Below are 21,616 nucleotides of genomic sequence, written 5' to 3' on the forward strand. Positions count from 1 at the left end.
CGTTGGGGCCCGCCCCCCCGGGGGCCGACCCCCGGCACCCGGTGGGCGGCGGCGTCTCCACACCACCCCGGCCCCCCCCCGCGCTCGATGGGCCCGTGTTGGTCTCGACACCGCTCGCTTCGCTCGCGGGCTCGACCAGCGGTGCGGGAGCAGGCGCCGACTTGGACTCCAGGCACGCCACGAACTGCCCGAGAAGCTTGTCGGAGACGTCCTGCATGACCCCGCGGCCGAACTGGGCGGGCTTGCCGGTGACGGCGAGGTCGGTGACGATCTCGACCTTCGTACCCGCGCCTTCGGGCGCCATGGTCAGGGTCGCGTTGGCGCCGGCGGTGCCGTTGCCGCGCTTGTCGCGTCCCTTGGCCTCGACGACCAGGCGGCGGGCGGCCTCGTCCTTCTCGACGAAGGTGCCGGAGCCGGCGTAGACCATGGCGATCGGGCCGAGCTTGACCTTGACCGTGCCGGTGAAGGTGTCGCCCTCGGCCGAGGTGACCTGGGCTCCCGGGAAGCATTCGGCGAGCGAGCCGATGTCCAGGAAGCTGTTCCAGGTCTCCTCGACCGAGGTCGGAACCGTGAACTCGTGCGTCAGGTCCACGCCTCAGCCCCCGAGGGCCTTCGTGATGGCGCGCCGGGTCAGCACCGTGACCAGATGACTCCGGTAGTCGGCATCGCCGTTGAGGTCGGAGGGCGGCTCGGCGCCGTCCGCGGCCAGGGCCGCGGCGTTGCGTACGACCTCCTCGGTGGCCTGCTGGCCGACCAGTGCGGCTTCGACCCCGGTGGCACGCAACGGGGTCGCGCCCATGTTGGTGAGACCGATCGCCGCGCCCTCGATCACGCCGCCGGAGACCTTGAGGGTCGCACCGACCGCGCAGATCGGCCACTGGTGGGCGACCCGGACGAACTTCTCGTAGTGGGCCGTCCATCCGGTGTGCTTCGGGATGCGTACGCCGATGAGCAGCTCGTCCTCGGAGACGGCCGTCTCGAAGAGCCCCTGGAAGAACTCCGAGCCCGGGACGACCCGCTCGCCAGCCGGCCCGGCGATGACGAACTCGGCGTCCAGGGCCAGTGCCGGGGCTCCGAGGTCGCCTGCCGGGTCGGCGTGGGCGAGTGCGCCACCGAACGTGCCGCGGTGGCGTACCTGCTCGTCTGCGACCGTCGCCGTGGCACGAGCGACCAGCGCGGCGTGCTCGGCGACCAGAGGATCGGCCGCGACGTCGCAGTGGCGCGTCATGGCGCCGACGAAGATCGCCGCACCCTCGTCGCGTACGCCGCGCAGCGAGTCGATGCGACCGAGGTCGATGACCCACTCCGGAGCGTTGAGGCGCATCCTCAGCACCGGCAGCAGGCTCTGCCCGCCGGCGATGATCTTGGCCTCGTCGCCGTACTGCGCGAGGGCGGCCAGTGCCTCCTCGACCGTGGTCGGGACGACGTAGTCGAACGATGCGGGAATCACTGGACATCTCCTTCCGTGCGGTCGACGTTCCCGGACATGCCCGTCGACGGATCGAAGTGCGGTGCGGCGGCACCGGTGGTGTCGCCACCGGCCGAGCCCTCGTTGATGGCCCGCCACACCCGTTCGGGCGTGCAGGGCATGGTCACGTCGTGCACGCCCAGCGGACGCAGCGCGTCGACGACCGCGTTGACCACAGCCGGCGTGGAGGCGATCGTGCCCGCCTCGCCGACCCCCTTGGTGCCGAGCGTGTTGGTGGTCGCGGGCGAGGTGGTGTGGTCGATCTCGAAGCTGATCGTGTCGGCGGCGGTGGGCAGCAGGTAGTCGACGAACGAGCCCGACACCAGGGTCCCGGCGTCGTCGTAGACCGCGTCCTCCCACAGCGCCTGGGCGATGCCCTGGACCAGTCCACCGTGCACCTGACCTGCGACGATGAGCGGGTTGATGATGTTGCCGATGTCGTCGCAGCAGACGTACTTCCGCATCTTCACCTGCCCGGTCTCGGTGTCGACCTCCATCGCGCACAGATGGGTGCCGTGCGGGAAGTTGAAGTTCTCCGGGTCGAAGGTGGCCTCGGAGTCGAGGTTGGCCTCGACCCCGTCGGGCAGGTTGTGCGCGGCGAAGACCGCCGTGGACAGCTCGCCGATGGACATGCCCTGGTCGGTGCCACGCACCGTCCATCTGCCGCCGGTGAACTCCATGTCCTCGACGCTCGCCTCGAGCAGGTGCGCCGCGATCGGCTTGGCCTTCTCGAGCACCTTGTCGGCCGCCCGAACCAGCGCCTCACCACCCACGACCAGCGAACGCGACCCGTAGGTGTCATAGCCCTTGGCCGCGATCTGGGTGTCGCCGTGGAGCACCTCGACGTCCTCGAAAGGTACGCCGAGACGGTCCGCCACGATCTGGCTGAACGCGGTCTCGTGCCCCTGGCCGTGCGCGCTGGCACCGGTGATGACCTCGACCTTGCCGGTCGGCGTCAACCGCACCTGGGCGTGCTCCCAGCCGCCGGCACCGTAGTCGAGGCTGCCGAGGACCCTAGACGGTGCCAGGCCGCACATCTCGGTGAAGGTGGAGATGCCGATGCCGAGCTGGACCGGGTCGTTGTTGGCGCGCCGCTCGGCCTGCTCGGCACGGAGCGCGTCATAGCCGAACATCTCCTTCGCCTTGGCGGTCGCGGCCTCGTAGTTCCCGGAGTCGTACGTCAGACCGGCGATGGTCGTGAACGGGAACTCCTCGTGCTTGATCCAGTTCTTCTCCCGGATCTCGAGCGGGTCGACCCCGACCTCGGCGGCCAGCTCGTCCATCAGCCGCTCGATGGCGTACGTCGCCTCCGGCCGCCCCGCGCCGCGGTAGGCGTCGGTCCAGGTGGTGTTGGTGAGCACCGTCTGGCAGTTGAACTGGTAGGCCGGGAACTTGTAGATCGCGTTGAACATGAAGGCGCCGAGCACCGGGACACCGCCGCCGACGATGGCGACGTAGGCACCCAGGTTGGCGTCGAGCTCGACCTTGAGGCCGGTGACCTGACCGTCCTTCGTCGCCGAGAGGGTCAGCTTCTGGATCTGGTCGCGGCCGTGGTGGGCGCTGAGCAGCGACTCCGAGCGGGTCTCGGTGTACTTCACGGGCTTGCCGAGCCGGCGGGCGATCGCGAAGACGATCATCTCCTCCGGCGTCTGCTGGAGCTTGCCGCCGAAGCCACCGCCGACGTCGGGCGCGATCACCCGGATCTTCGACTCGGGTACGCCTGTGGTCGCGGCGAACGCGAACCGCAGGATGTGCGGGATCTGGGTGGCGCTCCACACGGTGATCTGCTCACCGGTCGGGTCGCACACGACGCTGCGCGGCTCCATGAAGGCCGGGATCAGGCGCTGCTGGCGATAGGTCCGCTCGATCACGATGCCGTCGCTCTTCGCGGAGGCGATCGCCTCGTCGACGTTGCCGCCGGTGCCGGCCTGGGCGCTGTCGAAGACCCACAGGGCGGACTTGTTGGTGCCGAGGTCGGGGTGGGCGAGCACCTCGTCCTTGACCGCCTCCTCGAGGGAGATGACCGCAGGGAGCTCCTCGTAGTCGACCTCGACCATCTCGGCGGCGTCGCGGGCCGCGGCCGCGGACCGGGCAGCCACGATCGCGACGATCTCACCGGCGAAGGTGACCCGGTCGGTGGCGATCGGCGGGTGGGCCGGCGTCTTCTGGTCGGGCGTGATCGGCCAGGCGTTGATGCAGGCGCCGAGGCTCTCGTCGAAGTCCTTGGCGGCCAGCACGGTCACCACGCCCTCGGAGTCCTCCGCGGCGCTGGTGTCGATGCCCGTGATCCGGGCGTGGGCGAACGGGCTGCGCACCATCGCCAGGTGCAGCATCCCGGGCAGGTTGATGTTGTCGGTCCAACGGGTCCGTCCGGTGATCAGGCGCGCGTCCTCCTTGCGGCGCCGGTCGCGGCCGATCTCGTTGGTCTTGTCGGGTCGTGCCTCTACCGCGGTCACAGCGCGTCCACCTCCTCGGTGGCGCCGCGCGGGTTGGCGGCGGTGGCCAGGTGTCCGCTGGCGTACTGCACCGCGCGGACGATGTTGTGGTAGCCCGTGCAACGACACAGGTTGCCCTCGATGCCCTCGCGGATCTCGTCCTCGCTGGGCTGCGGGTTGCGCTTGAGCAGGTCGACGGACTGCATGATCATGCCGGGCGTGCAGAATCCGCACTGCAGACCGTGGCACTCGCGGAATGCTTCCTGGACGGGGTGGAGGTCGCTCTCGACCGTGTCGGCGAGGCCTTCGATCGTGGTCACCTCGCACCCGTCGGCCTGCACCGCGAGCACGTTGCACGACTTCACCGAGTCACCGTCGAGATGGACCGTGCAGGCGCCGCAGTTGCTGGTGTCGCAACCGATCACCGTGCCGGTCTTGCCGAGTCCTTCGCGAAGGTACTGCACGAGCAGCGTTCGCGGTTCGACGTCGTCGGTGACCTTCATACCGTCGACGCGCATGCTGATCCGGGCCATGTTGTCTCCCTGCCAGACGTCACTGTGTGGGCCAGATCACACTAAGACGTGCAGGGTTGGGCTCCGGTTGGCTGCCGTTGCGGCATACCTCTTCTTGGTCAGCGGCTGGCGGCCAAACGCGCCCTGAGCAGGGGCAACGCGGGGTGGGCGCTGCTGCCCAGGCGGCGCAGACAGACGTCGACGACCTCGGTGTCGTAAGGGGCCAGCTCGCTGTAGCTGAGCACCGCGTCCGGCTGCGGGTCGGCGATCAGCGCCTCGCGCAGCGCGACCGCGACGTACTCGGCCATCTCGGCCAGCGCCGGACTGTTGGTGCCGGGCAGGAGATCCCCGCCGTACGCCTCCACAGCAGCGGCCACCCGGCCGTGCCGGATCAGGGCGAGGACCTGCTCGACGTCGGTCACGACCGGCATCAGCAGACGGTACGGCCTCGAGGCGACCTGGCCGCCGAGGGCGTGGCGCAGGTGGGAGACCTCGGCCTTGAGCGTCGAGAAGGTGACCGCCTGGTCGCCGTAGACCATCGCGTGCAGCCGCTCCAGGGAGAGACCCTCGGGGTGGAGCGCGAGCAGGGCGAGGATCTCGGTCTGGCGACGGTTGAGCAGCAGGCGCTGCCCGTCGAGCCAGGTCTCGGCGGTGCCGAGCAGCGTCAGCACGAGGCCCGGTTCGGCGATCGCCTCCTCGTCGCGCTGGGTCGGGAGCTTCGGCAGCGCTCCCTCGATAAGCCGTGCCATCACGCGGGCGGTGGCCAACCCGATCGGATGGGTGCGGTCCCAGGTGGTCGAGAGGTCGAGGACGCCGAGGTGCTTGCCGGTGACCGGGTCGTGGAGCGGTGCGGCCCAGCAGACCCAGTTGTGCACGACCTCCGCATAGTGCTCGGGGCCGAAGACCATCGTCGGGGCGTTGGTGCGGTTGGCGAGGTCGAGCGCGTTCGTGCCGGCGCTCTCGTCGTCCCAGCGGCCACCCGGCACGAAGTTCACCGACTCGGCCTTGTGGCGCATCACCCGGCCGCCGTACGTCCACAGCACCCGCGTGTCCGGGTCGGTCACCGCAATGACCAGGTCACCGTCGTCCGCGGTGCACCGCAGCTCCTCCTCGACCCGCTCGACCGCCACCTGGAGCGGCGAGCCCTGCCACATCTCCCGGGTCTCGTCCTCGTCGGCCAGCGGCGCCTCGCGCACATCGGGCTTGATGGCCGTCGCCGAGCGCGTCCAGCTGGTCAAGATCTCCGGCCGGACGAAGTCCTCGGCGGCATCGCCGCTCTCCACGAAGGCGGTCCACGCCCGCGCCGCGCTGATGCGGCGCTCCTGCAGATCGCTACGGACCATCAGATCCCCCTTCGGAGTCCGGCCCATTGAGGCTGGGTTCTGCCAAGGTAGCACCCTGTGACGCGCCTCACGATCCCCTCGGTGGTACCCGCTCGCGCCACGCTCGATCGCGGCTCCCAGGGCGGTGTCAGAGTGGGTGCATGACGACGCGCACCGCCACGACCCGGGCCGACTTCGAGACCGCTGCCGGGCTGCAGGTCGACTTCAACACCGAGTACGCCTACCCCGCCCCGCCCGCCGAGGAGCTCGCCCGGCACCTCAGCGGGCTCGTCGCCGGCGGGGACACGACGGTGATGCTGATCGGCGACCCCGCGGTCGGCCACGGCATCACCCGCTTCCGTCTGCAGACCACGGCCGACGAGCTCGAGGCCTACCTCGCCGAGCTGTACGTCGTGCCCTCCCGCCGCGGGCAGGGACTCGGCACGATCCTGCTGCAGGCGATCATCGACGAGGCGAAGGCCCGCGGTGCGACGTACATGGACCTGGGGACGAGCGAGGACGACGCCTCGGCCCGCGCGCTGTACGAGAAGTTCGGCTTCGACAACCACGAGGGCCGCGGCTCCGGGCCGCGGGCGCTCTACTACGAGAAGGAGCTGTAGCGCGCCCGTTTCGGCCGCTCAGCCCGTTGACGATCAGGCCGGAGCGCTCTCGGTGCGTCCGTCGTACGACAGTCCGCGAGCCATCGCGTGGACGAGCATCGCGAGGACCAGGACTCCGGCGCAGACCAGCGCCACGATCGCCACCGACGTGCTCTGCGAGAGCTGGAGCTGGCGGAGACCGACCGCGACCAGCGCCCAGGCGCAGGAGAACAGCAGCTCTCGCAGGTTGCGCTTGAGCAGAAGGAACAGCAGGGCGGCGGTGAGCACCACGATCACCACGGTCGAGGCCAGTGGGCTGACCGTCACGTCCTTCGAGTCGAGGTAGGTCGCGATGTTGACGATGCTGGCCGCGGTGACCCATCCGGTGTAGAGCATCAGCGGCAGCCAGACCATGAGGAAGTCCTTGGTCGACGGCCGGGTCGTGCCCACCCCGAGACGCCACAGCGCGGCGTAGAGCGTTGCGGTGAGGGTCAGCAGAACGATGACGGAGAGGCCGACCCATTCCTTCACGAAGACGTAGGTCCACAGCCCGTTGCAGATGCTGGCGATGATGAAGAGCGGCCCGAGCCTCAGCGGGACGTCGTTCTCATCGCGCGGATCCCGAAGATCTCTCGCCTGGTAGACCGCGAAGACGATCAGCAGCAGATAGATGAGTGTCCAGATGGAGAATGCGTATCCAGCCGGGGTCAGGTAGGTGGCGTACTTGTCCGATACCTCATTGATCGGCGGCAGATCGAGGATCTGCGCACCGGTCAGGAAGTTGGCTACGAGCGCAAAGACAAGGGCTAGGGCATTACCGAGCTGCCATGTTCTCTTCACCCTTCGACCGTAGCAAGACACGATCGCGGTTTTGCCTAACGATCTTCGTGGATCCGTCCGGTAGTGGTCGCCAAGCGCTCGCCGGAGCCGCCCCAGCGACCGGCGACGATCTCGGCGGCGATGGAGACGGCGGTCTCCTCCGGCGTACGGGCGCCGAGGTCGAGGCCGATGGGGCTGCTCAGGCGGGCGATCTCGGCATCCGACAACCCGGCTTCGCGCAGTCGGGCGAGGCGGTCGTCGTGGGTGCGGCGCGAGCCCATCGCGCCGACGTAGGCGATGTCGGGGAGGCGGAGGGCGACCTCGAGGAGAGGTACGTCGAACTTCGGGTCGTGGGTGAGGACGGCGATCACGGTGCGCTGGTCGATGCGGCCGGCCTCGACCTCGGCGCCCAGGTAGCGGTGGGGCCAGTCGACGACGACCTCGTCGGCCGAGGGGAAGCGCGAGTTGGTGGCGAAGACCGGACGGGCGTCGCAGACGGTGACGTGATAGCCGAGGAACGCGCCGACGCGAGCGACGGCGGCGGCGAAGTCGATCGCGCCGAAGACGAGCATCCGGGGCTTGGGCGCGAAGGACCACACGAAGACCCGCATCCCCTCACCGCGGCGCTCGCCGTCGATCCCATAGGAAAGCGTCTGGTTGGTGCCGTGAGCCAGGAGCCCGAGCGCGTCGTCGTGGACGGCGTCGTCCATCCGGGCGCTGCCCAGCGAGCCCTTGACCCCTTCGGGGCGGATGATGACGCGGCGCCCGAGGATCTCGGGGTCGGGATGCTCGATGACGGTCGCGAGCGCGACCGGGCTGCCGCTGCGTACGTCCTCGGCGAGCTCGCCGAGCTCCGGGAACGTCTCGGGTGAGACCTTCTCGACGAAGACGTCGAGGATGCCACCACAGGTCAGCCCGACCGCGAACGCGTCGTCGTCGGAGACGCCGTAGCGGTTGAGCTCGGGGACGCCGGTCTCGGCGACCTCACGGGCGACCTCGTAGACGGCGCCCTCGACGCAGCCGCCGGAGACCGAGCCGACCGCGCTCTCGTCGGGGCCGACGAGCATCGAGGCGCCCGGCGGCCTGGGGGCCGACTGGAACGTCGCCACGACCGTGGCCACCGCCACCGTCTCGCCGGACTCCCACCACTTCATCAGATCGTCGAGTACGTCACGCACGCGCGATCACCTCCACCAGATCCTCGTATGTCGCCAGGGAATGTCCGGCGACGAAGTCGTCCACGTGCGGCAGCACCGCGACGATGCCTCGCTGCAGTGGTTCATATCCAACCTTGCCACGGTGTGGGTTGGCCCACACCACGCGATGGGCGAGACGGTGCAGCCTCGCCGCCTGTTCCTCGAGGAGCGCGGTGTCGCCACGCTCCCAGCCGTCGCTCGCGATGACCACCACCGCGCCCCTGGCCAGACCCTGGTGCCGCCGCAGGAACGCCTGCAGGTCGTCGCCGAGCCGGGTCCCGCCCGACCAGTCGGGCACTGTCTCGCCGGCCGCGACGAGCGCGCGATCGGGGTCTCGGTGGCGCAGCGCGCGGGTGACGTTGGTGAGCCTGGTCCCCATGGTGAACACCGCCCCGCTCCCGGTCGTCGAGATCACCCGATGGGCGACCCGCAGCAGCACGTCGGCGTAGGAGCTCATCGAGCCGGACACGTCGATCAGCCACACGACGCGGCGCGGCCGATCACCACGCCTGCGGTAGTGGATCCCGGCCGGTTCGCCGAGGTGTCGCAGGCTGGCCCGAAGGGTGCGATGGGCGTCGACGCGCCCTCGCCGCCAGGGGTCCTGCCGCGGCGTCCGGCGGCGTGGGGCTCGCGGACGGAGGCGAGCGATCAGCGCGGCGACGCGCTCCTGCTCGGCCGGGTCGAGGCCGGCGACGTCGCGGTGGCGCAGGGTCTCGAGGTCGCTGGCCCGCGCCCGGATGAGGTCGTCGGTCTCCTCACCCTCTCCGTCGCCTTCCTGCGGCTCGGTCTCGGGCAGGGTCGAGGTGACCGAGACCGTACGCGGCGGACCCTGCGGCCCCGGCAGCGTCGCGGTCGACCCGAACCATGCCTCGAAGACCTGGTCGTAGCGGCGCAGGTCGTCGGGACCGGCGCACAGCGTGGCCCGTCCGGCGGTGTAGGTGGCGGTCGGGTCGCCGGCGCCGACGATCGCGGCCGCCTGCAGGAAGCCGTGGGCGCGGTCCTGGGTCACCTGGACCCCGGCCGCCCTGAGCGCCCGGGTGAAACCGAGCAGGATCTCGGGGCCGTCGTGTGCTGTCATGCCAGCAGCCGGTCCAGGGCAGCCCGGACGCGGTCGGCGTCCTCGCGATGCTTGACGAGCGCGCCGAGCGTCGCGGCGGCGGTCTCCAGGTCCATCTCGGCCACCCCGAGATGGTGCAGGGCGCGGGCCCAATCGAGGGTCTCGGCGACGCCCGGGGGCTTGAGCAGCGCGTTCGCGCCCTCGGCTCCGCGCAGCTGCTGCACCACGGTGACCACCTGGCGGGCGAGCTCCTCGGCGACCTCGGGGGCCCGGCTGCGTACGATCTCGATCTCGCGGGCCAGGCCCGGGTGGTCGATCCAGTGGTAGAGGCAGCGGCGCTTGAGGGCGTCGTGGAGCTCGCGGGTGCGGTTGGAGGTGAGGACGACGACCGGTGGGACCGTCGCCGCGACGGTCCCGAACTCCGGGATGGTCACCTGGTAGGTGGACAGCACCTCGAGCAGGAACGCCTCGAACTCGTCGTCGGCCCGGTCGACCTCGTCGACGAGCAGCACCGACGGGGCCTGGCGCAGCGCGGCCAGCACCGGGCGGGCCAGCAGGAACCGCTCGTCGTAGAGGGACTTCTCGGCCTCCTCCACCTCTCCCGCGCCACCGGCCGCCTCGAGGGCACGCAGGTGCAGGATCTGGCGAGCGAAGTCCCAGTCGTAGAGCGCCTGGGTCGCGTCGATCCCCTCGTAGCACTGCAGCCTCACCAGGGGCAGGTCGAGTGCCTCGGCGACCGCCTCCGCGAGCGCGGTCTTCCCGGTCCCCGGTTCACCCTCGAGCAGCAGCGGCCGCTGCATCTTCAGCCCGAGGAACGTCACCGTCGCCAGCTCCGGGTCGGCCAGGTATCCAGTCGCCGCCAGGCGGTCGGCGATCTCCTGGGGCGTCAGGTCCATGACCTGAGCCTAGAACGCGAAGCGTTGGCTCAGGGTTGGACAACCTCATAGGAGGGTACGAACGTGCCGTCGGTTTCAGCGGCGGTCGACGTCGTCCCCTCCGGCGAGGTCGCCGCACTCCACCAGGCGTACGTCGTGGGTCTTCAGGTAGCTCCGAGCCCCTTGGTCCCCGACGGCGGCCTCGATGACCCCCGCCCAGTGGTCGCGCCCGATCAGCACTGGATGGCCCGGAACCCCGGCGTACGCCGCTCGTGCCAGCCCGCCGGCCGAGCTTGCCGAGCCGGCCGAGACCACTCGGGCCACCACATCGGCCCCGACGTCGGGCAGATCGACGAGATGAACCATCGCAGCCTCGGCGTCAGGTCCCAGAGCCGCCAGACCGACCTGCAACGAGGCCCCCATCCCTTCGTCCCAGTCCTCGGCGACGACGACCCGCTGCCCCTCCGGGAGCCGGGCCCTAGCCTCCTCGGCGGCGGCGCCGAGCACGACGAGCACCTCGTCGCAGCCGCCCTCGCGCAGCACCTCGACCGACCGGACCAGCCAGTCGTCGACCAGCGCCTTGGGCATGCCCATCCGCCGCCCGGCGCCGGCGGCCAGGAGCAGGCCGGCGATCATCGTCACTTGAACGCGGCGGTGTAGAGCTTCTGCAGCTTCGCGGCCTTGACGTCGCTGTAGCCACAGCCGATGACCTTGGCATCGCCCTTGGCCGCGACCAGATAGGTCTTGCCCTTCTCGAACTCGGGCATCGGGATCGTGCTCGGCGCGGGCAGGATGATCCGGACGGTGTCGGTGCCACCGACACCGTCGGCGTACATCCACGTCTTCACCCGCAGCACGGCCTCGCTCTCGCTCACGCTCTCCGCGGTGCCCTCGAAGGCCAGCGCGGCGTTCTGGGAGAGCCACTTCGAGGTCGGCGGGATGCACCGGGCGGCGTCCGCCACGACGGTCAGCTCGGTCGCCCCCGCACCTTCCGCCGGAGCCGATGACGAGGGGACCGGCGCGGTCTCGGTGACCGTCGCGGTCGGCGACGGAGGTGAGGCCTCCGGGTCCTCGGCAGTGTCGTCGGCGCTGAGGAGGCCGAAGGAGGCGACGATGGCGACGAGCACGACCGCGGCGGCGACCACGGCGGCGACCCAACGCCACGGTGACCGCGGCGGCCTGAGACCTGTTGTCGCTCGCTGGCGCTCGCTCATGCCAACATCATGCCTCATCGCTGGGTGCCTTCCGTGGACCCCTCTGGAGCCCCGCACGTTGACACACGCACGTTGACACACGCAGGCGGGGCCCTGGCTTCGAAGAGCCCTGACCCCGCCCGCCGCTGCAGAACCTCACCCGGATATTCCCTTGGGCTTCAAAGCCCCCCAGATCCAGACGCTTCCCCGCAGTCGGCCACTGTGTGGAGCACCAATGTTGCGTTACCGAGCTGTTGTCGAGACAGTGTCGAAAGTCCCCAAAAGGATGGGACCGCTGGACCCGTCCTCATCGTCCGATCAGGTCATGCCAGATGACGATCGAGGAACCCGATGACCCGCCGGATCGAGAGATCCCACTGCGGCCCGAAGGCGTGCTGCTCTCCGGGGTAGACCCACAGCCGCTGGCGTACGCCCGCGCTCTCCAGCAGGTCCCGGGTGGTGTAGGCCCACCTGATCGGGCAGGACTCGTCGTTGGTCCCGTGATGCATCTGGAGCGGGACCTCGATGCGGTCGAAGTACGTCCGCGCCGACAGCCCGTCCCAGAACTCCGGCTCCGTCTCGGGGTCGCCGTACTGCCGGTAGAGCCTGGCCACCTCGTCGGGTCGCGACGGCACCGCCCACCGGTTGATGTTGTCGACGATGTCGGAGGAGACCGACGCGTACGCCACCCCGGCCCGCACCAGCCCCGGCTGGGCGACGAGCGCGTTCATCACCACTCCCCCGCCCATCGAGCGGCCGAGCAGCGCGGTGCGGTCGGGGTCGACGTACGGAAGTCGCTTCATCGCCTGGACGGCGTTGATGGTGTCGCGGGTGTAGCCGAGGCGGCTCTCGTCCTCCTCGGTTCCTTCCGGGACGGGAGAGGATCCGGCGTGGCCGCGGTAGTCGGTGTGCAGGACGACGTAGCCCTCCCGCGCCAGCCGGTCCTGCTCCCGCCGCAGCCCCTGCCCGGTGACGTAGATGTCGGTGTCGATGTGGCCGTGCGCGAAGACGACTCCGGGGAACGGGCCGGCGCCTCGCGGACGGAAGAGCACGCCGGTGATCGTCAGCCGGCCGCTCGGGTAGCTGACCTCGAAGCGCCGATAGGCATCCGTGCTGCCCGACTCGCGCAGCACCTTCACCTCGCCACCGGGGAAGTCCTCCCGCATCAGCTGCGGCAGCGAGACCTTGTCGGTCACCGGTGGCAATGTCTCCGACGGGCTCGGCGAGGGGGCCGGTGTCGCCGACGTCGACTCCGGTGTCCCTGGGGTCGCGGTCCGGGACGGCGGCGCGGCGGCCGGCTCCCCGCCGCATCCGGCGAAGAGCACGGCCGAGATCGCCAGCGCCGGGATCGCCTTCGGGGCCATGGCTTCGAGCGTAGCCCGGTGGTCCGCGGTCGGCGGGCGGTTCCTTCGTAAGGGTATGCAGCCGAAGGGTCACTTCCCCTGCGGAGCTCCACCAGGGAAGCGGTCCTTTCTCTGCATACCTTGACGAAGGAACCGGCCCCCGCCGCAACGAAAGAGGGCCTCTCCCGAAGGAGAGGCCCTCTTGGTGAAGCTAGCGAAACAGGCTCAGAAGCCCATGCCGCCCATGTCACCCATGCCACCGGTCGGGTCGCCGCCAGCGGCGGCCTTCTCCGGCTTGTCGGCCACGACGGCCTCGGTGGTGAGGAACAGCGCGGCGATCGACGCGGCGTTCTGCAGCGCCGAGCGGGTCACCTTGGCCGGGTCGATGATGCCCGCGGCCAGCAGGTCGACGTACTCGCCCGTGGCGGCGTTGAGGCCGTGACCCTGCGGGAGGCCGGCGACCTTCTCCGCCACGACGCCGCCCTCGAGGCCGGCGTTGATGGCGATCTGCTTCAGCGGCGCCGAGATGGCGGCCTTGACGATCGAGGCACCGGTGGCCTCGTCGCCGTCGAGCTCGAGCTTCTCGAAGGCAGCAGCAGCGGCCTGGATCAGCGCGACACCACCGCCGGCGAGGATGCCCTCCTCGACAGCAGCCTTGGCGTTGCGGACGGCGTCCTCGATGCGGTGCTTGCGCTCCTTGAGCTCGACCTCGGTGGCCGCGCCGACCTTGATGACGGCCACGCCGCCGGCCAGCTTGGCGAGGCGCTCCTGGAGCTTCTCGCGGTCGTAGTCGGAGTCCGACTTCTCGATCTCGGCGCGGATCTGGTTGACCCGGCCCTCGATCTGACCCTGGTCGCCCGAACCCTCGACGATGGTGGTCTCGTCCTTGGTGATGACGACCTTGCGGGCCTGGCCGAGCAGCTCGATGCCGGCGGTCTCCAGGGAGAGGCCGACCTCCTCGGAGATGACCTGACCACCGGTGAGGATCGCGATGTCCTGCAGCATGGCCTTGCGGCGGTCACCGAAGCCCGGAGCCTTGACGGCGACGGACTTGAAGGTGCCCTTGATCTTGTTGACGACCAGCGTCGAGAGAGCCTCGCCGTCGACGTCCTCGGCCAGGATGACCAGCGGCTTGCCGGTCTGCATGACCTTCTCCAGGACCGGGATCAGGTCCTTGACGCTGGAGATCTTCGAGTTGACGATCAGGATGTACGGGTCGTCGAGGACGGTCTCCATACGCTCCGGGTCGGTCACGAAGTAGGCCGAGATGTAGCCCTTGTCGAAGCGCATACCCTCGGTCAGCTCGAGGTCGAGCCCGAAGGTGTTCGACTCCTCGACGGTGATGACGCCTTCCTTGCCGACCTTGTCCATCGCCTCGGCGATGATCTCGCCGACGGTGGTGTCAGCAGCGGAGATCGAGGCGGTAGCAGCGATCTGCTCCTTGGTCTCGATGTCCTTGGCCTGGGCGAGCAGCTGCTCGGAGACGGCGTCGACGGCCGCCTCGATGCCGCGCTTCAGGCCGGCCGGGTTGGCACCCGCGGCGACGTTGCGCAGGCCCTCGCGGACCAGCGCCTGGGCGAGAACGGTCGCGGTCGTCGTGCCGTCACCGGCGACGTCGTCGGTCTTCTTCGCGACCTCCTTGACCAGCTCGGCACCGATCTTCTCGTAGGGGTCCTCGAGCTCGATCTCCTTGGCGATGGAAACACCATCGTTGGTGATCGTGGGGGCACCCCACTTCTTCTCGAGCACGACGTTGCGGCCCTTGGGACCGAGGGTGACCTTGACGGCGTCGGCGAGGGTGTTGAGACCCTTCTCCAGACCCCGACGGGCCTCCTCGTTGAAAGCGATGAGCTTCGGCATTGCTCCTGCGATCCTTCACTTGGGAAGTTCGTTGGATCCGGTCCGATGGGCTGCCCGCGACGGACGACGCCACTCCCGGCAGAACCCTTCCCTGCCGCTCGCGACGCCTCAACGTCACCGGTCCGGTTGTTGTCACTCTCATGGTAAGAGTGCCAGCCTCATGTTTAGCACTCGACCCCCGAGAGTGCAAGAAAACTCAGACCGGCTTGGCGAGTTCGGCGAACTCCAGATCGTCCCGCAGCGGCAGCCCGAAACGCTCGTCGCCGTAGGGGAACGGCTCCAAACGCCCGGTACGCCGGAACCCCCGCCGCTCGTAGAACGCGATCAGGTCCTCGCGCTGGCGGATCACAGTCATTCGGATCTCGGCCGCGCCCCACGCCTGCGCGATCCGCTCGGCCTCGGCGATCACGGCCTTCCCGACACCGGCGCCCTGCAAGGCCGGCGAGACGGAGAACATGCCGAAATAGACGTACGCCTCGCGCTTCTGGAGCTGGCAACAGGCGACGATCTCGCCGGCACGCTCGACGACCAGGAGCCGGGAGCCGGGTGCCGTGATCACCTCGCGTACGCCCTCGGGGTCCGTCCGCTGGCCGGCGAGCAGGTCGGCCTCGGTGGTCCAGCCGGCGCGGGAGGCGTCGCCGCGGTAGGCGGACTCGATCAGCCCGACCAGGGCCTCCACGTCGGAAAAGGTCGCGTCACGGAAGGTCAGCTCAGGCACGTCGCCGAGGATAGCCGGGGCCAGCGCCCGCTGGTCGAGCCGTGAGGCCGCCTGCGGCCGAGCGTGTCGAGACCAACACAGTCCCATCGATCGCGACAGACGACCGTGTTGGTCTCGACACGGATTCGTTCGTTCCTCACGAATCCGGCTCGACCAGCGGGGAAACGGCTCGACCAGCGGCGCGGCTGTCTTCAGGCGGGTAGATCCGGCAGCGCGGGCCGGCGCAGCCAGGCGTCGAAGAGCGCGGTCAGGTCTCGGCCGCTGACCTCGGCCGCGAGGGCCTCGAAGTCGGCGGTGACGACCGATCCGCCGCTGTGCCGGGCGACCCAGGTGCGCAGGAGCCGGAAGAACGCCTCGTCGCCGACGGTGCGCCGCACGGCGTGCAGGGTGAGTGCTCCACGCTTGTAGACGCGGTCGTCGAACATGTCCGCGGGACCGGGGTCGGCGAGGACCAGATCCTGCGCCAGGGCGGAGAGCCGACGGTGGTGGTGACGGGCGTGCTCGCCGCAGGAGCGGCCCCCGGAGGCGTCGGACCACAGCCACTCGCTGTAACAGGCGAAACCTTCGTGGAGCCAGATGTCGCGCCACTCGCGCAGGGTCACCGCGTTGCCGAACCACTGATGGGCGAGCTCATGGGCCACGAGGCGTACGTCCGACCACTCGCCGGTGAGGTGGTTGCGTCCGAAGGTCGACAGCGACTGCGACTCGAGGGGGATCTCGAGCTCGTCGTCGGTGACCACGACGGAGTAGGAGTCGAACGGGTAGGGCCCGAAGACGGAGGTGAAGTAGGCCATCATCTCCCGCTGGCGCCCGAAGGACGCCTCGAACCCGGCGGTGGCGTCGACCGGGTACGCGGCCCGGATCGGCACCCGTCCGCCCGGCCCTTCGGTCGGCGCGATGTCGACGACCCGGTAGCGCCCGATCTGCACGGTGGCGAGATAGGTCGCCATCGGCTCGGCCTGCCAGTAGCGCCAGGTCTCCCCGCTGCCGCGGCGTACGCGGGAGGTCAGCTCGCCGTTGGAGACGACCGCATAGCCCGGCGCGGTGGTCACGCTGATCGCGTAGCGGGCCTTGTCGGAAGGGCGATCGTTGCACGGGAACCAGGTCGGCGCACCATGCGGCTGACCTGCGACGATGACACCGTCGTCGAGCTCCTCCCAGCCGGCGTCGCCGTGATGGGAGAGCACCACCGGACGGGGCTTGCCGGAGTATCGGACCGTGACCACGAACTCCTCGCCGGCCGCGATCCGCGAGCGGAGGTTCAGCACCAGGCGGTGGTCGTGGTGGGACCACTTGGCCGGTGGGCGGCCGTCGATCGCGACCTTCTGCACCCGCAGGTGGGCGAGGTCGAGGACGACGCGGCTGAGGTCGTCGACGGCGACCGCGCGGATCGTCGCTGTGCCGGCGAGCCGGTTGCCGACCAGGTCGTAGGTGAGCTCGAGGTCGTAGTGGGTCGCGCTCCACGACAGGTCCCCGTGACCTGCGAGGTAGGGGTCCGCTGTGGGGAGCTTCGGCACGGCGGTCATGGTAGAGGCATCCGCTCAGCCGGCCTGGTCCCAGGGACCGATCGGGTTGCCGATCCACAGGGTCTTGTCCGGCAGGCTCTCCCCGCGCATCACCAGCGAGACCGGTCCCACGACCGCATGCCGGCCGATGGCCGCGGCGGGCAGGATCACCGAGTTCGGCCCGAGCGTGGCGCCGCGCCGGAGCACGACCTCGTCGAGGGCCAGGACGCGGTCGTGGAACAGGTGGGTCTGCACGACCGTGCCGGAGTTGACGGTGGCTCCGTCGCCGAGCTCGACGAGGTCGGTCTCGGGGAGCCAGTGGGTCTCGATCCACACACCGCGGCCGATCCTCGCGCCGAGCGCCCGGAACCAGAGGTTGAGCACCGGCGTGCCGGAGACGGCCCCGGTGAACCAGGGCGCGGCGAGCACCTCGACGAAGGTGTCGGCCAGCTCGTTGGCCCACACGAACCAGCTCCACAGCGGGTGCGAGCCGGCCCGGATGCGGCCCACGAGCAGCCACTTCGCCGCCACCGTGATGCCGGCGGCGACGGCTCCGGCGGCCGCGAGCACCGGCCCGGCGACCAGGATCGCGAGCCACAGGTCGACGGCGTCCCAGATCCTGACGAGCACATGGGCCACCCCGGCGTAGAGCAGCACCGCGAGCGTCTGCGGCACCAACCGGGCCAGCTCGACGAGGGCCCGGGCGACCTTGAGCCCGGCCGGCGGGTCGTAGGTGCGCCCCGAGTCGGTCTCGCCGGCCGCCCGGCGCAGCGGAGCCGGCGGCGAACCGAGCCAGCTCTCCCCCTTCTGCGCACGCTTGCGGCGCGGGGCGGCGCTGAGCACGGCGACCAGGGACGCCTTCGGCACCTTGCGACCGGGCGCCGCCATGCCGGAGTTGCCGACGAAGGCCCGCTTGCCGATCTTCACCCGCTCGACCCGCAGCCAGCCTCCGCCGAGCTCGTAGCCGCCGATCAGGGTGTCGTCGGCCAGGAAGCTCTGGTCGTTGACCTGCGTCAGGCCGGGGATCATCAGCACGGTCGAGGCCTCGACGTGCTTGCCGATCTTGGCGCCGAGCGCCCGCAGCCACAGCGGCGTCAGCGTCGAGGAGTAGAGCGGGAAGAGCCAGGTACGGGCCTCGTCGAGCACCTGCATCGTCGACCAGACCGCGACGCCGCCCAGGCTGCGTACAGGATGTACGCCGGGCCTGATCGCCAGACCGGCGAGCCGGACCACGGCCCAGACCAGCGCGGTCAGGGTGAGGAACCCGGCCACGACCGCGACCGGGCTCCAGGCGAGCAGCGGGCCGATGTCGGCGTAGGACGTCGGGACCCCGGCCAGGGCGACGCCGACGACGGTTCCGACGCCGACGGCGACCGCGGGCAGCAGGGCGAGGACGGCGGCCGCGATGCCGTAGAGGAGCATCCAGACCCGGGCCCGTGCCTGGGGCGGCTGCCACGGTCCGCGTGCCTCCCGGGCCGCACGGGCAGCCGGCGAACCCGACCAGAACTCGCCGGCCGGCACCGTGCCGAAGACCGCCGACCCGGGCCCGACCTCGGCGTCGTCGCCGACCCGAGCGCCAGGCAGCAGCGTCGACCGCGCTCCGACCCGGGCTCGTTCGCCCACCTCGACCTCACCCAGATGGAGAACGTCGCCCTCGATCCAGTGGCCCGAGAGGTCGACCTCCTGCTCGATCGAGCAGCCCTTGCCGAGGGTGAGCATCCCGGTGACCGGCGGGAGGCTGTGCAGGTCGACGTTCTTGCCCATCCGCACGCCGAGCAGCCGGGCGTACCAGAGCATCCACGGCGCCCCGGCGAGACCGTGGGCGCCGAGCTCGTCGACGGCGTGCGTCGCCAGCCAGAGCCGGAGATGGACCTTGCCGCCGCGCGGGTGCTCCCCCGGACGTACGCCGTGCAGGATGAGCCGCGCCGCGCCCGCGGCGAGCAGCATCCGGCCGGGCGGGGTCAGGAAGAGCGCGATCGCGGGCACCAGCACCCACCAGCTCAGCGAGGGCAGCCAGGGCGCCCACGGCTGGGCGAGGGTCGTCCCGAGCGCGATCCAGGTCAGCCAGCGCGGTGCCGCGAGGCAGCGCAGCAGGATCGTCGCGACCACCTGAGCGACCTGGGTCTTGAGGCGTACGGCCGGCACCTCGCGCTCGGAGAGCGCGGCCGAGCTGCCCATCTCGTCGATGTAGGCGGCCAGCGCGCCGAGCTTCGGCTGGTCGTAGATGTCGCCGAGCGCGACCTCCGGGAAGCGCTCGCGGATCAGGCTGACCATCTGGGCGGCGGTCAGGCTGCCGCCGCCGAGGTCGAAGAAGTCCGCCGCCGATCCGGTGACCTCGGCGCCGAGGACGTCGTTCCACAGCCCGGCCAGCCAGGCCTCGGTGTCGCTGAGCCCCTCCCCCGCACCCGCGACGGAGGCGAGCGGCCACGGGAGCGCGTCGCGGTCGACCTTCCCGCTCGTACGCGTCGGGAGACTGTCGACCACGGCCAGCCGTGGCACCAGCGCCGCCGGCATGTCGGCCCGGAGGCGAGCGACGGAGGTGGCCTGGTCGAAGGCGTCGTCGACGGTCACATAGCCGACCAGGAGGCTGTTGCCGGCCGCGCTCTTCCGCACCGCGGCGGCAGCACCGACGACGCCGGGAAGCTGCAGCAGGGCGCTGTCGATCTCGCCCAGCTCGATGCGCCGGCCACCGAGCTTGATCTGGTCGTCGGCGCGACCGCCGAAGAGCAGCCCGGCGGGGTCGTTGACGACCAGGTCGCCCGAGCGATAGGCCCGCGACCAGCCCAGAGTGGGCATCGGGGCGTACTTCTCGGCGTCCTTGGCCGAGTCGAGATAGCGCGCGAGGCCGACACCGCCGATGATCAGCTCGCCGGTCTCGCCCTCGGGGACCGGGACCCCGGTCGCCGGGTCGACGACGGCGAGATCCCAGCCGTCGAGCGGGAGACCGATCCGCACCGGACCATCCGCGGTCAGCTGGGCGCCGCAGGCCACCACGGTCGCCTCGGTCGGGCCGTAGGTGTTCCAGACCTCGCGCTCGGGGGTGACCAGGCGGGCGGCGAGCTCGGGCGGGATCGCTTCGCCGCCGGTGATCAGCAGCCGGACCCGGTCCAGCGAGGACGGTGGCCAGAGCGCGACCAGCGTCGGCACCGTCGAGACGATTGTGATCTGGTTGGCGACCAGCCACGGCCCGACATCGACGCCCGACCGCACCAGCGCGCGGGGCGCCGGGACCAGGCAGGCGCCGTAGCGCCACGCCAGCCAGATCTCCTCACAGCTCGCGTCGAAGGCCACCGAGAGACCCGCCATCACCCGGTCGCCGACCCCGATCGGGGCGTCCTGGAGGAAGAGGCGGGACTCGGCGTCGACGAACGCCGCGGCGTTGCGATGGGTGACCGCGACACCCTTGGGCGTGCCGGTCGATCCGGAGGTGAAGATCACCCAGGCGTCATCCTCGGTCGACGGCTCCTCCGGCTCGCGCTCCTCGCGGGCCTGGACCGTCGTCGTGACCCGCAGGTCGTTGGTCACGACCGCGGCGACCTGCGCCTCACCGAAGACCAGCCGGGCCCGCTCCTCGGGATCGTCGGCGTCGACCGGCACGTAGGCAGCGCCCGCGCAGAGGATCCCGAGGATCGCGACGTAGAGGTCGGTGGTCCCGCTCGCGATCCGCAGCCCCACCTTGTCCCCCGGCCCGATCCCGGCGGCGTTCAGCTCGGCGGCCAGCCCGTCGGCGGCCTCCTCGAGCTCGGCGTACGTCAGCAGCCCGTTGCCCGCGTCCACGGCCGGCTCGTCGGGCACCTGGGCCGCGGTCGCCCGGAAGATGTCGACGAGGGTCCGGGGCTCAGGCGCGAGCTCGCCTCGCAGCAGGGGGTCGGTCACATCCAGAGCCTTCCTGGAGGAGTTGAACGGATGACGTACATCATCGTTCCTTCTCGGTGTCGATTTGGCCCTGTCCCACCCGTCATCCCCGGTGTAAGACTCACACCGAGGCATGCGAAGGGATCAAGACGATGACCAGATACATGGTGCTGCTGCCGGCGAACGAGGCCTTCTGGGCCGAGTCGACGCCGGAGGAGAAGGCGGCCGGCTACGAGGTTCATGGCAGGTTCGCCAAGCTGCTCGCCGAGCGTGGCCACAAGGTCACCGGTGGCGCCGAGCTCCACCACTCCAGCAAGGCCAGAACGCTGCGCAAGACCGGTGACGGGGTAGTGATCACCGACGGCCCGTACGCCGAGACCGTCGAGCACGTGACCGGCTTCTACACGATCGAGACCGACGACGTCGACGACATGCTCGAGTGCTGCAAGGTGCTCGCCGAGCTCGAGACGGCGCTCGAGGTCCGCGAGCTCGTCGAGCACGAGGGGATGCCCGGATGAGGTACTACCTGCTCATCCCCAGCGTCGAGGCCGAGTGGCAGGCGAAGACGCAGGCCGAGAAGGACGCCGTCTTCGCCACGCACGAGAGGTTCGCGGAGCTGCTCGCCGACCGCGGGCACACCAACCTGAAGGGGTACGGCGCCGCGCTCGCCGATCCGGCGACGGCAGTGACCGTGCGCGGGTCCGGGGTGACCGACGGGCCCTACACGGAAGCCGCCGAGCATCTGGCGGGGCTCTACGTCGTGGAGTCGGAGGACCGCGACGACCTGGTCGAGTGCTGCAGGCTGCTCGCCACGGCGGAGTCGGCGATCGAGATCCGCGCGGCGGAGCTGGACTGACGA

The 21,616-nt window shown here is 70.4% G+C and carries 19 protein-coding genes; 3 read left to right on the plus strand and 16 right to left on the minus strand.

Annotated features, from left to right (window positions below):
* The 5 genes from ACFU7D_RS05365 to ACFU7D_RS05385 all read right to left on the minus strand — a co-directional run.
* A partial coding sequence (locus ACFU7D_RS05365; RefSeq protein WP_378864283.1) for an SRPBCC family protein occupies window positions 1–592 on the minus strand: 592 nt, incomplete at its 3' end.
* A gap of 3 nt (window positions 593–595) precedes the next feature.
* A complete protein-coding gene (locus ACFU7D_RS05370; RefSeq protein WP_378864286.1) occupies window positions 596–1,450 on the minus strand; it encodes an FAD binding domain-containing protein in 855 nt (284 codons plus the stop codon).
* Complete coding sequence (locus ACFU7D_RS05375) at window positions 1,447–3,924, minus strand: xanthine dehydrogenase family protein molybdopterin-binding subunit (RefSeq protein WP_378864289.1); 2,478 nt, start codon at window positions 3,922–3,924, stop codon at window positions 1,447–1,449. Before ACFU7D_RS05375 ends, ACFU7D_RS05370 begins: the two co-directional genes overlap by 4 nt.
* On the minus strand, window positions 3,921–4,436 hold the full coding sequence (locus ACFU7D_RS05380) for a (2Fe-2S)-binding protein (RefSeq protein ID WP_357360298.1): 516 nt from the start codon (window positions 4,434–4,436) through the stop codon (window positions 3,921–3,923). The genes ACFU7D_RS05375 and ACFU7D_RS05380 overlap by 4 nt, the downstream gene beginning before the upstream one ends.
* Window positions 4,437–4,534: 98 nt before the next feature.
* Window positions 4,535–5,758 (minus strand): transcriptional regulator, encoded by a 1,224-nt coding sequence (locus ACFU7D_RS05385; protein WP_378864292.1) that lies wholly within the window; start codon window positions 5,756–5,758, stop codon window positions 4,535–4,537.
* Between the two features lie 140 nt (window positions 5,759–5,898).
* Here ACFU7D_RS05385 and ACFU7D_RS05390 point away from each other — a divergent pair, with 140 nt between their 5' ends.
* Entirely contained in the window at window positions 5,899–6,357 is a 459-nt protein-coding gene (locus ACFU7D_RS05390; RefSeq protein WP_378864295.1) for a GNAT family N-acetyltransferase, read from the plus strand.
* 33 nt (window positions 6,358–6,390) lie between these two features.
* On the opposite strand, the gene ACFU7D_RS05395 is transcribed toward ACFU7D_RS05390, so the two are convergent.
* The 11 genes from ACFU7D_RS05395 to ACFU7D_RS05445 all read right to left on the minus strand — a co-directional run bounded on the left by ACFU7D_RS05395 (window position 6,391) and on the right by ACFU7D_RS05445 (window position 20,778).
* Window positions 6,391–7,176 carry a tryptophan-rich sensory protein gene (locus ACFU7D_RS05395; protein WP_378864298.1) on the minus strand — a complete coding sequence of 262 codons (786 nt, stop codon included), beginning with the start codon at window positions 7,174–7,176 and terminating at the stop codon, window positions 6,391–6,393.
* A gap of 35 nt (window positions 7,177–7,211) precedes the next feature.
* Window positions 7,212–8,333 carry an XdhC family protein gene (locus tag ACFU7D_RS05400; protein WP_378864301.1) on the minus strand — a complete coding sequence of 374 codons (1,122 nt, stop codon included), beginning with the start codon at window positions 8,331–8,333 and terminating at the stop codon, window positions 7,212–7,214.
* Window positions 8,326–9,429: a VWA domain-containing protein gene (locus tag ACFU7D_RS05405; protein ID WP_378864305.1), complete on the minus strand. Its 1,104-nt coding sequence runs from the start codon at window positions 9,427–9,429 to the stop codon at window positions 8,326–8,328. Before ACFU7D_RS05405 ends, ACFU7D_RS05400 begins: the two co-directional genes overlap by 8 nt.
* Window positions 9,426–10,304, minus strand: a complete 879-nt coding sequence (locus tag ACFU7D_RS05410) for an AAA family ATPase (RefSeq protein ID WP_378724714.1) — start codon at window positions 10,302–10,304, stop codon at window positions 9,426–9,428. Before ACFU7D_RS05410 ends, ACFU7D_RS05405 begins: the two co-directional genes overlap by 4 nt.
* 75 nt (window positions 10,305–10,379) lie before the next feature.
* Window positions 10,380–10,919 (minus strand): NTP transferase domain-containing protein, encoded by a 540-nt coding sequence (locus ACFU7D_RS05415; RefSeq protein WP_378864398.1) that lies wholly within the window; start codon window positions 10,917–10,919, stop codon window positions 10,380–10,382.
* 2 nt (window positions 10,920–10,921) lie between these two features.
* Window positions 10,922–11,497 carry a hypothetical protein gene (locus ACFU7D_RS05420; RefSeq protein ID WP_378864308.1) on the minus strand — a complete coding sequence of 192 codons (576 nt, stop codon included), beginning with the start codon at window positions 11,495–11,497 and terminating at the stop codon, window positions 10,922–10,924.
* A gap of 302 nt (window positions 11,498–11,799) precedes the next feature.
* Window positions 11,800–12,840: an alpha/beta fold hydrolase gene (locus ACFU7D_RS05425; protein ID WP_378864311.1), complete on the minus strand. Its 1,041-nt coding sequence runs from the start codon at window positions 12,838–12,840 to the stop codon at window positions 11,800–11,802.
* A 204-nt stretch (window positions 12,841–13,044) separates the two neighbouring features.
* A complete protein-coding gene (groL, locus tag ACFU7D_RS05430) occupies window positions 13,045–14,679 on the minus strand; it encodes a chaperonin GroEL (RefSeq protein WP_160026878.1) in 1,635 nt (544 codons plus the stop codon).
* A gap of 196 nt (window positions 14,680–14,875) precedes the next feature.
* Window positions 14,876–15,397 carry a GNAT family N-acetyltransferase gene (locus tag ACFU7D_RS05435; protein WP_378724708.1) on the minus strand — a complete coding sequence of 174 codons (522 nt, stop codon included), beginning with the start codon at window positions 15,395–15,397 and terminating at the stop codon, window positions 14,876–14,878.
* 191 nt (window positions 15,398–15,588) lie between these two features.
* Window positions 15,589–16,923 (minus strand): M1 family metallopeptidase, encoded by a 1,335-nt coding sequence (locus tag ACFU7D_RS05440; protein WP_378864314.1) that lies wholly within the window; start codon window positions 16,921–16,923, stop codon window positions 15,589–15,591.
* A gap of 15 nt (window positions 16,924–16,938) precedes the next feature.
* The gene (locus ACFU7D_RS05445; RefSeq protein WP_378864317.1) at window positions 16,939–20,778 is read right to left on the minus strand and encodes a Pls/PosA family non-ribosomal peptide synthetase; all 3,840 of its coding nucleotides are present in this window, start codon (window positions 20,776–20,778) and stop codon (window positions 16,939–16,941) included.
* Window positions 20,779–20,909: 131 nt separating this feature from the next.
* On the opposite strand from ACFU7D_RS05445, the gene ACFU7D_RS05450 reads away from it, so the two are divergent.
* Window positions 20,910–21,275, plus strand: a complete 366-nt coding sequence (locus tag ACFU7D_RS05450; protein ID WP_378724702.1) for a YciI family protein — start codon at window positions 20,910–20,912, stop codon at window positions 21,273–21,275.
* Window positions 21,272–21,613 carry a YciI family protein gene (locus tag ACFU7D_RS05455; protein WP_378864320.1) on the plus strand — a complete coding sequence of 114 codons (342 nt, stop codon included), beginning with the start codon at window positions 21,272–21,274 and terminating at the stop codon, window positions 21,611–21,613. The genes ACFU7D_RS05450 and ACFU7D_RS05455 overlap by 4 nt, the downstream gene beginning before the upstream one ends.
* Window positions 21,614–21,616: the final 3 nt, after the last annotated feature.

It is taken from the genome of Nocardioides sp. NPDC057577, from assembly GCF_042801335.1.
GTDB lineage: Bacteria > Actinomycetota > Actinomycetes > Propionibacteriales > Nocardioidaceae > Nocardioides.

Bases quoted from the DNA above. Each gene is read 5' to 3' on its own strand.
- ACFU7D_RS05380 (WP_357360298.1), bottom strand. From the start codon at position 4,436: ATGGCCCGGATCAGCATGCGCGTCGACGGTATGAAGGTCACCGACGAC.
- ACFU7D_RS05385 (WP_378864292.1), bottom strand. From the start codon at position 5,758: ATGGTCCGTAGCGATCTGCAGGAGCGCCGCATCAGCGCGGCGCGGGCG.
- ACFU7D_RS05390 (WP_378864295.1), top strand. From the start codon at position 5,899: ATGACGACGCGCACCGCCACGACCCGGGCCGACTTCGAGACCGCTGCC.
- ACFU7D_RS05405 (WP_378864305.1), bottom strand. From the start codon at position 9,429: ATGACAGCACACGACGGCCCCGAGATCCTGCTCGGTTTCACCCGGGCG.
- ACFU7D_RS05410 (WP_378724714.1), bottom strand. From the start codon at position 10,304: ATGGACCTGACGCCCCAGGAGATCGCCGACCGCCTGGCGGCGACTGGA.
- ACFU7D_RS05415 (WP_378864398.1), bottom strand. From the start codon at position 10,919: ATGATCGCCGGCCTGCTCCTGGCCGCCGGCGCCGGGCGGCGGATGGGC.
- ACFU7D_RS05420 (WP_378864308.1), bottom strand. From the start codon at position 11,497: ATGAGCGAGCGCCAGCGAGCGACAACAGGTCTCAGGCCGCCGCGGTCA.
- ACFU7D_RS05425 (WP_378864311.1), bottom strand. From the start codon at position 12,840: ATGGCCCCGAAGGCGATCCCGGCGCTGGCGATCTCGGCCGTGCTCTTC.
- groL (WP_160026878.1), bottom strand. From the start codon at position 14,679: ATGCCGAAGCTCATCGCTTTCAACGAGGAGGCCCGTCGGGGTCTGGAG.
- ACFU7D_RS05440 (WP_378864314.1), bottom strand. From the start codon at position 16,923: ATGACCGCCGTGCCGAAGCTCCCCACAGCGGACCCCTACCTCGCAGGT.
- ACFU7D_RS05450 (WP_378724702.1), top strand. From the start codon at position 20,910: ATGACCAGATACATGGTGCTGCTGCCGGCGAACGAGGCCTTCTGGGCC.
- ACFU7D_RS05455 (WP_378864320.1), top strand. From the start codon at position 21,272: ATGAGGTACTACCTGCTCATCCCCAGCGTCGAGGCCGAGTGGCAGGCG.